Source organism: Shewanella sp. 10N.261.52.F9, from assembly GCF_041471165.1.
Taxonomy (GTDB): domain Bacteria; phylum Pseudomonadota; class Gammaproteobacteria; order Enterobacterales; family Shewanellaceae; genus Shewanella; species Shewanella marinintestina.
This window is the reverse complement of record NZ_JBFRNX010000023.1, coordinates 72,668-85,837: the sequence shown is the minus strand read 5'-3', so window position 1 is coordinate 85,837 and position 13,170 is coordinate 72,668. Positions and strand designations below refer to the sequence as shown.

Below are 13,170 nucleotides of genomic sequence, written 5' to 3'. Positions count from 1 at the left end.
AAAATAAGTAAATATGATTACTTTTGGTTGGTAGTGACAATTGCTTGGCCTACGCATAAAGCGCGGCTAACACAGTTTTGAGTGGCTTCCTCAATCAGCAAGCAGTTTTTGATAACGAGCCCATTGGCTTGTTTATCTGCTGCGGCACGGCGAGCAATAGTGCGAGCTTCAACAATTGATGCAGGGGCATCATTTTCTGAAACCTGACAGGTTTCCCCTTCAACTAAGCCTTTTACTTCAAAAGGGCCTACAGGTTGTAATGCGCCTTCATACACTGTCACATCAGACGCTTTAAAGTAGTCGTTAATAGCATCGCTATCTAAGTTACTGTTAAAGGTATAGTCACCGGCACAGCCGCTGAGCACTAAAAGTAAAGCTGATGGTAGTAAATATTTCATTATCGCTGGCCTGTATTATTGTATTGGTTGAGGAGCAGTCGTTGAAAACGTTAAATAAAAAAGTGCTCATTAAGAGCACTTTTTAAAGGGTTTATTTTTTATTGCGCTATAAGTTGGAAATTCTAGCGCTTTAGATACTTTTGATAAAGCTGTTGATGACGATTATTCAAATCAATTTTGCGGCCATCAATATAGATAGATTCGATACCTGCTTGCATAGGATCTAATATATCCCCCGTTGCTAAGATGATATTAGCCTTAAAACCCGGAGCGATGGCGCCCATATCGTCAATATCAAGAACTTTTGCAGCATCTAAGGTTATGCTTTGCAGCGCTTCTTGCTTTGTTAAACCATAAGCCACACTTTGCCCTGCGGCAAAGGGCAAATTACGGCTATTCCAGTCAGATGAAAAACCAATGGCAAAAGGCACTTGTGCTTGCTTCAGTAGAGCTGGGATTTTAAAGGCCAAATCAATGGGCTCATCTTTGCGCTTTGGTAAGGCAAGCGTTTGGTTGTAGATTACTTTGGCATTCACTTCTGCCAATGCATCAGCTACGCGCCAAGCATCGTAACCGCCAACAATAACGATGTTAAAACTGTATTGTTTGGCTAAAGCAATTGCTTGTTCTATTTGCTGTTGCGACTGCGCATGAATAAACAATTGGCCGTTACCTTCATAAAGCGGGGCAAGAGCTTGCCAGCGAAGATCGATTTTGTTGATTTTACCGGCTTGCTTAGCCAGTAAATAACGTTGACCATCCGCAAAGGCGTTGAAAACATGCTCTACTCGGCGGTCTAGATCCGCAAGCTGTTCTTTACGTTTATCAGCATCTTTGGACAACCAACGAACATGTGGCCAATACAGATGGAACTGTTTGTTAGATGCAACTAAAGCATCTTCAATAGTCCAACTATCCATAGCAACCAGTGCCGATTGCCCCGCTAAACCATCTCCTTGCGGCACAACTTGAGCATGGGTTATACCGTTAACTCTGACTGTCGGAATAATTTCGGAATCTGGGTTAAAGGCGCTAATGGCTTCTAATTGGGGATTGATAAAACCCACTTCATAAGCATCATTACTTGGGCGCATCATTTCTACTTCAACTAAACCCATGGTGGTATCAAGTGCAATAAGTCCCGGATACAGATGCTTACCACTGGCATCGACCACTTGAGCGTTATCTAGTAACTCCGAATAGTCCGTTTTTTGCGGTGTTGTTGATGTTATGCCTGCAGAAGCGGCATCAATATCTTGCGCTACAGCGATCACTTTACCATCAGCAATCAGCACATCACTGTCTTGCATCACTCCATTTGTTACCGTATGCACAGTAGCGTTAGTAAATAATATTGGCTGAGTTTGCACCTTGGCAGGCAACATGTCATGGCCATTAGCCATAAAACATAAAGGGAGACCAAGTAGGGCAATTGCTTTGCTTATAGTTATAGGTTTAAAAGCAGTACGCTTCAAAGAGATGTTAATACTCATTACAGTGCTCCTGTCGCTGACTGCTGCCATGCATTGAAGTGGGTGTCACAGTGCCATTCAGGCTCAGTTAAGTCGATTGGGGTTTCGCCTTGCTTATGGGCGTCATCGCTAAGTAACACCTTTTGGATCAAAGCTGCGCGCTCCTTAGCAACTTGGATTTGAGCGATTTTATCTTGTTCACGATCAAAGTAGCGGCGGCCACTAATCCAAGTTGAATCAACTTTTGCGTAAACTGAAAGTGGTTGATTGTCCCAAAGTACAATGTCGGCTTGTTTACCTTCAACGAGTGAGCCGACTTTGTCTGCAATGCCAAGTTGAATAGCTGGGTTAATGGTGATCATCTTCCAAGCATCTTCTGCCGACATGCCGCAATACATCATCGACTTCGCAGCTTCCTGATTAAGACGACGCTGCATCTCGTAATCATCTGAGTTAATACTGGTTAATACGCCTTTGTCTTGCATTAGACAGGTATTTTGAGGAATCGCATCGTATACCTCAAATTTATAGGCCCACCAATCAGAAAAGGTCGAGGCATAGGCGCCATGCTTAGCCATTTCATCAGCAACCTTGTAACCTTCAAGAATATGGGTAAAGGTACCTGCTTTGAAGTTATAAGCTTCAGCTAACCGCAAGAACATTAAGATCTCAGATTGCACATAAGAGTGAATATGCACATCACGAGTTTGTTCTAGCACTTCGGCTATCGCTTCTAAACGGTAATTGTATTGTGGTGCTACGGTGCGCCTGCGTTCGCTTGAACGCATTTTCTTATAGTTAACTTGGGCTTTGCGATAAGCAAGGGCTTCATTAAAGGCTTCACTAAAGAGTGATTTCACGCCAATGCGGCTTTGCGGGAAGCGGCGGGTGTAGTCATCTCCCCAGTTACTTTGCTTAACGTTTTCACCAAGTGCAAATTTAATGCTGGCTGGCGCACCTTCGAACTTCATCTGTTCTGCGGTATCACCCCATTTAAGTTGAATGGTTTGTGCTTGACCACCAATTGGGTTCGCGCTGCCATGTAATAACTGCGCGGTGGTCACGCCACCGGCAAGGCTGCGATAGATAGCAATATCATCAGGGTTGATAACATCGCCAATGCGCACTTCTGAGGTAATGGCATCGGTGCCTTCATTGGTGCCACCATTTAATGCAATATGTGAATGCTCATCGATAATTCCAGCAGTAACATGTTTACCCGTTGCATCAATAGCGCTGTAACCTGAAGGGGTTTTAAGATCTTGTCCTATTTCTTCAATTTTCCCCTTAGAAATAATTAAGTCGCTGTTGGCTAGTACTCCACTTTTATCTGACGTCCAAATAGTGGCGTTTTTAATATGCACTTTGTCTAGCTTAGGTTGTGCACTTAAACCATAGGCGACATTTGGTGAGGTTTGCTTAGAAATCAGATTTACGTTTTCAAGTGCCTTATCATTAGCGGCATCTGATGTCGCAATAGGCTCTAGTTTAATACCACCAAAAGGTAGAGTTTGGTTATTGGCATTGAGTAATCGGCCTCTAACTCCCTGTTTATCTAGCCATAAAGTAAAGCGACTAACTCCCTCTATCCCAGCTTCTGATAGATTAGCGCTAAAGGTGAGGCGGCCCGACTGGTAGTCTAGGTTTGCTAGGCTAATATCTTGTTCGCCGCTTGACAATGTGCCACTTAGCTTAGGTGATTGCTCAATAGCTAAGTCAAAATTTAGCTCACCAATTTGTATTTGGTAAGGGGTATCTAACAGCGAGCGGTCTCGGTTAACAACTTGCTGCTCCTTACCTTGTAACCACATGCTGACAATTTTACCGTCTTTAAAGATATTACCGTCGGTAATAACCAAATCGGCCATATAACCTGATTTTAGTTTGCCTGCGATATGTTCAACACCTGATATTTCAGCTGCATCTGTAGTTAACGCAGCTAGTGCCGCCTCTTGTGATAAACCACGAGTAACCGCTAATTTTAGCCTAGGCCAAAACTTATCAGCGTCAATCCCATGCTGAGTTAACGCAAATGGGATCTCAGCATCGGCAACCATAGCCAAATTACTTGGTGCTCGCTCCCAATGCCTTAAAGAAGATAGACTGACTTCGCGCTCACTATCGCCATCGGTAATATCCGGCGCTGCAGGATAATTAAGCGGTAGAATAAGGCTAAAAGGGTAAGACTTTAATTCGTTAAGTCTGGTGTATTCGCTACCATTACCAATAAGACTGCCATTATATTCATGCTCATTTAATAGCTTTGCTGCTCGTAGCTGGTTATTCAAATTTTTTGTTTCAAAAATGAATGTCTGCTTTTTAGCATCAGCTAATCTTTCAAAGGCAATATTAAATTCAACTATATTGCTAGAAATTGACTTTTTATTCTTATTTTCGTTATACCATTTAGCATCTGAGAAGGTTTGTCTAATTAATGCCATACTCCCCATTAATGACTGCGGATAATCTTGAATTGAAGCTCCTTTGTTAAAAGCCATAAACTGACTTGTCTGGGCTTTATAAATAATGTCATTTGCTTTTTTATCAGCTAAAGATAATGCAACACCTTGGCCACGAAATATGCCGTCTAAATAACTAGACTGTACACTGGTAAAGCCATTATCTATCCATTTTTTTGCTTGTTCTTTATCTGGATAGACATAATTAAACCATTGCATTTCAGAATGTATTGCGCCATTGCTGGCATTGCCACCAATACGCTTTATTTCATAAACAGGGCCAGATGTTGATTCTACTTCCCTTTCATACTCAATAGCATAATCAGTAAAGGGATCAATAAAGCCGGGATAAACAGTATGGCCACTTAAATCAATAATATACGCATCTTCAGGCACATCATTATTTTTAACAATAGCCTTAATTTTATTATTCTCTATCAATAAGGTAGCGTTCTCTACGACTTCTCCAGGAGATAGCATCAGAGTGGCATGACTTAGGGCTGTGAGTCTTGGCGTGTTATCGGTTAGTTGCTCATTAGCAAGTAGGGCTGGCGAGCATAACAAGCTAAGTAAAGCGAGAGGAGTTTTGATTGTATGTTTACGCATTCTTCTACTTATTATTGTTAGATAAACAGGGATACAAGCAGGGTACCCTAACTTATTGGCAAAGACTAAGTAGTATTTGTAACTATCGGTGTGAAATTTTAACTTATAAACGAAAAAGCCTCGCAAATAGCGAGGCTTTTATAAATAGGTCGACTTGAAGTTAGATCAAGAAGTCTTCCATAGTACGGCCTTGTTCAAGCTGGTTCTTAAATACTGTTGGCATACGGCCTTGACCAGTCCATTGAACCATTTCGCCTTCAACTTCAATTTGGTATTTAGCTGGGCGTGGAGCACGCTTTTTAGGAGCAGCTTTAACTGCAGCACCACCAATATCATCTACAGATAAACCAATTGCTTCCATTTGCTTACGGATCTCTTCGATCTTAGCATTACGTTCTGCCATTGCTTCTTGTTCTTCTGCTTGCTGAGAAGCTTTTTCTTCAATAATTTTATCTAACTTAACTGCTAGTTCTTTTAAATCATTAAGTGATAACTCTTTTACTGCAGCTTTAAAGCGACGGCCGTGCGTCAATATTTCAAGAAAATCGCTCATAATTATTTAGGTCCGATTAAGAATAAGAGGGAATAACATTAATTGCGTAAATAATAGAAACTATTTGTCTGAGGATCAAATATTATTTTGGAATTATACATATTCATTATTTAAAACCTTTATTAGTTAAATTGAATAACAGAACGAATATGGTCGGTTAATAAATGTTTTATAGCTGTTTAATTCAAGCAAATGTTATGTAGTGTCAACCTGAATGAACAGGTGTTTGAAACCTAGTTGACGTTAACGTTAACAGCACGTAAAGTGAGCTTAATTTTGGTAATCGCAGCTTGGTAATATATTGCTGTTAGGTTGCTTAATCCCAATCATTATAAGAGACGTAAGAAGGAAGCCCTATGAAAGTATTGGTGCCAGTTAAACGTGTCGTCGATGCCAACGTAAAGGTCAGAGTTAACGCTGACAATACCGGTGTTGATACCGCAAACTTGAAAATGGCGATTAACCCATTTTGTGAAATCGCTGTTGAAGAAGCCGTTCGTTTAAAGGAAGCCGGAAGCGCCTCTGAAATTGTGGTATTAAGTATTGGACCTAAAGCGTCACAAGAGCAATTAAGAACGGCATTAGCATTGGGCGCTGATCGCGCTATCCATATTGAAACTGACGAAGATTTAGTGCCTCTTTCAATCGCTAAGTTGATTCATGCTGTACAACAAAAAGAGCAAGCGCAACTGGTTATCTTAGGTAAGCAGTCTATTGATGGTGACAATAACCAAACCGGGCAAATGCTTGCAGCTATCGCTAAAATGCCTCAGGCAACTTTTGCTTCTGAAGTAAAGCTCGATGGCGACAAGTTAGTCGTTACGCGTGAAATAGATGGCGGCCTGCAAACAGTTAACTTATCACTGCCTGCGGTAGTTACTGCAGATCTACGTTTGAACGAGCCTCGCTATGCCAAGCTACCTAATATTATGAAAGCTAAGCGCAAGCCACTTGAGTCGTTAACGCCTACTGATTTTGACGTAACACTTAAATCTCATCAAAACATTATTAAAGTGGCTCCGCCAGCAGAACGCAGCGGTGGCATTATGGTGGGTTCTGTTGAAGAGCTAGTTGAAAAGTTAAAAAATGAAGCGAAGGTGATCTAATGGCGATTTTAGTATTAGCAGAACACGATAACGTTAGCTTAAAACTCGATACCGCTAAAGTTGTGGCTTGTGGCCAAGCGATTGGTGGTGACATTGATGTATTAGTTGTTGGTCACGACTGCGCTGCAGTAGCCACAGAAGCACAAAAACTAAATGGAGTACGTAATGTTTTAGTCGCTGACTCTGCATCTTACGCTAATCATCTTGCTGAAAACGTATCAGACCTTATGTTGGCTATTGCTGCTGATTACGAGCATGTTTTAGCTGCAGCTTCTAGCTTTGGTAAAGATGTACTGCCGCGTGTTGCAGCGTTACTTGATGTATCTCAGTTATCTGAAGTCATTGAAGTGGTGAGTAGCGATACATTTGTTCGTCCAGTTTATGCGGGTAACGCATTAGCGACTGTGCAAAGCTTAGATGACAAGAAAGTGATGACAATACGTTCAAGCGCTTTTGATGCCGTCGCAACAGATGGTAGTGCAGAGTTAGTTACGCTTTCACAAGATATTTCGCCACAAGTTGAATTTGTTGAGCAAAGCTTAACAGAGTCAGAGCGTCCAGAATTGGGTAGCGCATCGGTAGTGGTATCTGGCGGTCGTGCATTAGGTAACAGCGAAAACTTCGGTATTTTAGAGCAACTAGCTGACAAACTCGGTGGTGCATTGGGCGCGTCTCGTGCTGCAGTTGATGCCGGTTATGTGCCAAACGATTTACAAGTTGGTCAAACGGGTAAGATTGTTGCACCTGATTTGTATATAGCGGTAGGTATTTCTGGTGCTATTCAACATCTTGCAGGTATGAAAGATTCTAAAGTGATTGTGGCGATAAACAAAGATCCTGAAGCACCTATTTTCCAGGTGGCAGACTACGGTCTTGAAGCTGATCTGTTTGAAGCTGTACCACAATTACTGGCTCAACTTTAATCGATTCGCGCGGTCATACCGATAACGCGGTTAACAGCAATCTCAAGTCGGTTGTGAATATACGGTTTTATTTGTGTTAACCAGTGTAGGTGTTATTTGGTATTGTGTGTGATCTGTGTCACGATAAGCGGCTTTAGGGTAGCATCTCTAAAGCCGCTTATGTTTTTATGTCCGTCACGCTTTTTGAGCTAGTCTTAAATTGCGTCCTGAGAAGTAGAGGTGCATTAAATATCAGTATCGATAAGTAGGGTGATTCCGCTGATCTATCGAGAAAGGATTTGATGCCGAAGTGACATAGCATATCGGGGCTTGTTGCTGGGGCTGTGACCAAATAGGGACAGCACTGCCATAGTATCTCTTATCTGGAAGATAAGAGATTTTTATATTAATGACGAACCATTAATATGGCTATGGAGCGCTACTGATAGGACAGGTGTAATCAGATATCTATTGCTATATCCCACCAGTTCAGTCGGCCTCCATTCGTATTTAGCGAAGAAATTAAAAAAATGACAATTATAAGCTATGCCGATTCGGCTTTATCGCTACTACCTCCGGTAGTCGCAATCGTACTGGCGATGTTAACGCGTCGTGTTTTACTCTCCTTAGGTGTGGGCATTTTATTGGGAGCTTTATTGCTTACCGATTTTTCTGCCATGCAAACAGCACAATATCTTGGAGAAAAAGTGTCAGCTCTAGTATGGGATGATGGAGCTTTTAACAGCTGGAACCTCTATATTCTTGGCTTCTTAGTATTACTAGGAATGATCACTGCGCTAATCACCGTAAGTGGTTCAGCGAGAGCTTTTGCTGACTGGGCTCGTACTCATATTCGTAATAAACGCGACGCCAAACTATTAACTATGTTTTTAGGTTGTGTGGTATTTATTGATGATTACTTCAATAGTTTAGTTGTAGGTAGTGTGGCAAGACCACTTACTGACAGATACTACATTTCACGCAGTAAACTGGCTTATTTGCTGGACTCAACTGCCGCACCGATTTGTGTTATCTCACCTGTATCAAGCTGGGGAGCATACATTATCGCTTTGATTGGCGGCATCTTAACTGCTCATGGTTTTACTGATACCGGCCACTTAAGTGTGTTCGTGCAGATGATCCCAATGAACTTCTACGCGATTTTTGCACTGCTATTATTGCTTTGTGTTGCCTTAATGGGTCTTGACATTGGTCCTATGCGTCAACATGAGTTAAGAGCGCAAAAAGGTGAGCTTTATGACGAGTCTAAAGGTTTGCCACCTGGAGCTAACTCAGACTTACCAGAAGCGGATACAGGTAAGATCATGGGCTTATTCCTACCGATCACAGTACTTGTGTTTGCTACTTTCTACTTTATGGTTAGTAGCGGCGGTGATGCATTAGCAGCAAAAGGTGCTGAGTTTAGCTTGATTGGTGCTTTCGAAAATACCGACGTCGGTTCATCACTATTCTTTGGTGCTGCAATTGGATTAGCGGTAACACTAGCGCTAGTTATTTACCAAGGCGTTGCTAAATCGATGATCGCAAAAGGCCTGTTTGAAGGCGCTAAGTCGATGCTACCTGCTATCTATATCTTACTTTTTGCTTGGACAATCGCAGGTGTGATTGGTCAACTAGAAACAGGTAAGTACATGGCAAGCCTAGCAACCGGTAATATTCCATTTGCGATGTTACCTGCTGTGTTGTTTATTCTTGCAGGTTTAACCGCTTTCTCAACCGGCACTAGCTGGGGTACCTTCGGTATCATGTTGCCAATTGCAGCAGATATGGCGATGGGTAGTCACACCGGCATGATGCTACCAATGCTTGCATCAGTGCTTGCTGGTGCGGTATTTGGTGACCATTGTTCACCGATTTCAGATACTACGATTTTGTCGTCAACAGGTGCTAACTGTCATCACATTGACCACGTAATGACACAGCTGCCTTACGCGTTGATTGTTGCAGGGATCAGCATGGTGGGTTATCTAGTATTAGGTTTCACTGAGTCTGTTACTGCAGGTCTGGTTGCTTGTAGCGTATTGTTCGTGATTAGTATTATTGTGCTACGCATTAAAGCCTGTTCGCCTGATGCAGCATGTAAGCAGTAAGGCGACATTATCATTGGCTTAGTGATTAAAGGCTAATTCCAAAGATAATTAAAACCGCTCTTTATCGAGCGGTTTTTTATTGGCTGAAATTTTTGCTAAGGAAAGCTAGGAATCATTAGATATAAAAAAAGCTCCCAGATTAGGGAGCTTTCATTTTAAGCTTTAGCGTTAACACTCGCTCTGCTTATTGCAGACTAACCTTGAGCCGGATTAGATTAAGCCACGACGCTCTAACGTTAGTTTAAGCCACGACGCTCTAGCAGTGCTTCAGTTGTTGGCTCTTGGCCTCTAAAGGCTTTGTAAGCATCCATAGGTGCCACTGTGTTGCCCACTTCGCGAATGGTTTTTCTAAACTTCATACCGATTTCACGGTCAAGCCCGCCTTGAGTTTGTACGTAAGCAAACGCATCAGCTGCTAGAATTTCACTCCACATGTAGGCGTAGTAACTTGCTGAGTAACCACCTGGGAACGCATGGGCAAAGTAAGTTGACTTATAACGTGGCGGTACTGCTGGTAGATTGACGCCGTGCTTTTTAAGTGCAGCCGCTTCAAAGCTAGCAACATCTTGCAGTGGGCTACCGGCCTTAAGTGTGTGCCACTCAAGATCCAATAGGGCTGCTGACATATACTCTAAGGTGTCAAAACCTTGGTTAAAGCTGCGTGATTTTAATAGCTTTTCAAGTAGCTCTTTTGGAATAGGCTCACCAGTTTCATAGTGCTTGGCGTAGTTGGCTAACACTTTAGGGTGCGCAGCCCAATCTTCTTCAAAGGTTGATGGGAACTCAACAAAGTCGCGTGATACTGATGTGCCTGACAGTGTTGGGTATTTCACTTTTGAGAACATGCCGTGAGTACCGTGGCCCATTTCATGGAACATAGTGGTGACTTCATCGTAGCTAACAAATGTTGGCTCACCAGCTGGCGCTTTTTTAATGTTCATTACGTTAATCACAACAGGCTTGTTGTTTAATAACTCAGATTGGGCCACAAATGAACTCATCCACGCGCCACCACGCTTACCTTCACGTGAGAAGTAATCGGCGTAGAAAATAGCCATGCTGCTGCCATCTTCATCGAACATTTCGTAGGCTTTTACATCTTCATGGTAAACTGGCAGATCTGGGCGTGGTTTAAGCGTCACACCATATAGCGCTTGTAAGGTGAAGAACACACCATCTTCTAGTACACGGTCAAATTCAAAGTACGGCGTAATTGCACTTTCATCTAAGTCGTATTTTTCTTGACGTACAAGTTCAGCGTAATACGCCCAATCCCACGGCGCTAGCTCAAAGTCGCCACCAGTTTGGTTGATCATCGCTTGGATATCAGCCGCTTCTTTTTCGGTGTTTTTAATCACCGCTGGCACCATAGAGCCAAACATCTTGTATACGGCTTCAGGCGTTTTAGCCATTTGTGGCTCTAGGCGATATTCAGCCCAGTTTTTATAACCAAGTAACTCGGCACGTTCGGCACGCAGTTGTGCAAGTCTGGCAACCAATGAAGCGGTTTCATTTTTACCTTTAAGCCCACGCTCTGCCGATGCTTGCCAGATCTGCTGACGCAACTCTCTGTCTTGCAGCTGAGTTAGTACTGGCTGACGTGTGGTATTGGTAATGTTTAGTTGATACTTACCTGCGTGACCGTTAGTAGCAGCAGCATTGATAGCAGCCTCCGATAAACCGGCTAACTGAGCTTTTGAATCAACAATTATCGCAATCTCTTTGGTTAAGCGCATTAAGCGCTGTGCAAACTCGTTAGTTAGCGTTGACTGCTCTTCATTAAGCACACGGATCTGTTGCTTTTGATCTTCAGTTAGTTTGGCACCCGCACGTACAAAACGTTTGTAGTAAACCTCAACTAAGCGATTCTCTTCAGACGACAAATTTAAGCTATCTCTTTGCTGATATAGGGTTTCTATACGCTTAAATAGTTCTGGGTTTAAATTAATATTGTCTGAGTGAGCCGCCATTTTTGGCGCCATTTCGCTTTGAATTTTACGCAGTGTGGGATTGCTATCAGTACCGGCTAGGTTGTAAAACACCTTCGAAGTTCGGTTGAGTAGCTCACCACTTTTTTCCATTGCAACAATGGTGTTAGCAAATGTAGGCGCTTGTGAGTTGTTAGCAATATCGAGGATCTGTTGATATTGCGCCTGCATGCCCAAAGTTAAAGCTGGCTGAAAGTGCTCATCTTTGATTTTAGTAAAATCAGGTGCTTGATATTGCAAAATACTTGCTTGTAAGAATGGATTTTGCGCTTGGACCATAACAGAATGACTGCTTTCTGTAGGTGTTGTAGAACACCCACTCAGGGTTAATGTTGCAGCAATTGCTGCAGCAATAAGTGACTTATGCATAGATTTTCGACTTCCTTTATTATAATTGTGTTTTTAATTTAATACTTTGGTATTAAACGTGTCTTAATGTGATTCATTTTGTAGCTTTGTGCAGAGTTATGAGTTGGTTTTGTTGTGTTTGTCACATATTTCCTTCTAGTCATAGCCCTTGCCATTTGTGGACTTTCATAGTGCTGGTGGAGGAAAACTAGTTAAAATAAGCTGTTCAGTTAAAAAGCAAAGAATGACTCACTAAACTCACCTTCTTATCAAGAGGTTTGTGGGGAAATAAAGCTGAGCATAAATTTTGTGATTTGAACGAATGTCCTGTTTCGTTAATATGATTTTTTTACCAGATTAATGCTAAACTAGCGCCGAACTCACCTTTAAGGATTTTAGTTTGGCGCAGCTCTATTTCTATTACTCAGCAATGAATGCGGGTAAATCAACTTCGTTATTACAGTCTTCTTATAACTATCGTGAACGCGGCATGAATACCTTAGTCATGACGGCCTCAATTGACGATCGTTATGGTGTAGGTAAAGTCGCATCGCGTATCGGTATTGAAACCGACGCACAAGTGTTTGGTAGCAACGACAACCTCACTGAAATGGTGCGCGCGAGTCTTGCAGAGCAAGCACTGCACTGTATCTTGATTGACGAATCCCAGTTTCTAAGCAAAGAGCAAGTTAAGCAATTAACTTACGTGGTTGATGTACTTGATATACCAGTACTTTGTTATGGTCTGAAAACAGACTTTCAAGGTGAATTATTTACGGGTAGTCAGTATTTACTTGCTTGGGCGGATAAACTGGTAGAGCTAAAAACCATTTGTCACTGTGGCCGTAAAGCTAATATGGTGGTGCGTCTTGATGGTAATGGTAAGCCAATGCGTGAAGGTGAGCAGGTAGCGATTGGTGGTAACGAAAGCTACGAGTCAGTGTGTCGTAAGCATTTCAGAGAATTTATCTGGGATTAGTATTTTTCCCTAAGAATTTAAAAGCCAATACTTATCAGTGTTGGCTTTTTTTATGGTTCATCGCTGATTAGTATTACTCATATTGAATAATCAGCAAGCAATAAAAAACAATGTGAGTCCTTACTAACCTTTAAAGCCCGTTATAAAGCGTTTTATATTTTATAAAATACTTATATTGATTCTACTTTGTAAATAGTGACTTAAACCGCTGTATTTTTAGCTGTTTTTCTGCATAATGCCTCACTTGT

General features: G+C 42.0%; 9 protein-coding genes and 1 riboswitch. Of the genes, 4 read left to right on the top strand and 5 right to left on the bottom strand.

Features of this window, described 5'->3' with window-relative positions:
• Window positions 1-17: 17 nt before the first annotated feature.
• From rcsF to AB4298_RS14840, 4 genes are all read right to left on the bottom strand, one after another.
• Window positions 18-398, bottom strand: a complete 381-nt coding sequence (rcsF, locus tag AB4298_RS14855) for an Rcs stress response system protein RcsF (RefSeq protein ID WP_371987312.1) — start codon at window positions 396-398, stop codon at window positions 18-20.
• Window positions 399-520: 122 nt separating this feature from the next.
• Window positions 521-1,891 carry an amidohydrolase family protein gene (locus AB4298_RS14850; RefSeq protein ID WP_371987311.1) on the bottom strand — a complete coding sequence of 457 codons (1,371 nt, stop codon included), beginning with the start codon at window positions 1,889-1,891 and terminating at the stop codon, window positions 521-523.
• Window positions 1,891-4,935, bottom strand: coding sequence for an amidohydrolase family protein (locus AB4298_RS14845; protein WP_371987310.1), 3,045 nt, complete (start codon window positions 4,933-4,935; stop codon window positions 1,891-1,893). The genes AB4298_RS14850 and AB4298_RS14845 overlap by 1 nt, the downstream gene beginning before the upstream one ends.
• Before the next feature lie 160 nt (window positions 4,936-5,095).
• On the bottom strand, window positions 5,096-5,488 hold the full coding sequence (locus AB4298_RS14840) for an H-NS histone family protein (protein ID WP_248999608.1): 393 nt from the start codon (window positions 5,486-5,488) through the stop codon (window positions 5,096-5,098).
• A 356-nt stretch (window positions 5,489-5,844) separates the two neighbouring features.
• Between AB4298_RS14840 and AB4298_RS14835 the strand changes: the two genes are divergently transcribed.
• The 3 genes from AB4298_RS14835 to AB4298_RS14825 all read left to right on the top strand — a co-directional run bounded on the left by AB4298_RS14835 (window position 5,845) and on the right by AB4298_RS14825 (window position 9,607).
• On the top strand, window positions 5,845-6,594 hold the full coding sequence (locus tag AB4298_RS14835) for an electron transfer flavoprotein subunit beta/FixA family protein (protein ID WP_371987309.1): 750 nt from the start codon (window positions 5,845-5,847) through the stop codon (window positions 6,592-6,594).
• Entirely contained in the window at window positions 6,594-7,517 is a 924-nt protein-coding gene (locus tag AB4298_RS14830; RefSeq protein ID WP_371987308.1) for an electron transfer flavoprotein subunit alpha/FixB family protein, read from the top strand. The genes AB4298_RS14835 and AB4298_RS14830 overlap by 1 nt, the downstream gene beginning before the upstream one ends.
• A 206-nt stretch (window positions 7,518-7,723) precedes the next feature.
• Window positions 7,724-7,946, top strand: a riboswitch (Lysine riboswitch).
• An 80-nt stretch (window positions 7,947-8,026) separates the two neighbouring features.
• Window positions 8,027-9,607 carry a Na+/H+ antiporter NhaC family protein gene (locus AB4298_RS14825; protein ID WP_371987307.1) on the top strand — a complete coding sequence of 527 codons (1,581 nt, stop codon included), beginning with the start codon at window positions 8,027-8,029 and terminating at the stop codon, window positions 9,605-9,607.
• A 236-nt stretch (window positions 9,608-9,843) separates the two neighbouring features.
• Here AB4298_RS14825 and AB4298_RS14820 read toward each other — a convergent pair whose 3' ends face one another.
• Window positions 9,844-11,964: a M3 family metallopeptidase gene (locus tag AB4298_RS14820; protein WP_371987306.1), complete on the bottom strand. Its 2,121-nt coding sequence runs from the start codon at window positions 11,962-11,964 to the stop codon at window positions 9,844-9,846.
• A 379-nt stretch (window positions 11,965-12,343) separates the two neighbouring features.
• On the opposite strand from AB4298_RS14820, the gene AB4298_RS14815 reads away from it, so the two are divergent.
• Window positions 12,344-12,922 (top strand): thymidine kinase, encoded by a 579-nt coding sequence (locus tag AB4298_RS14815; RefSeq protein ID WP_220783297.1) that lies wholly within the window; start codon window positions 12,344-12,346, stop codon window positions 12,920-12,922.
• Window positions 12,923-13,170 lie beyond the last annotated feature (248 nt).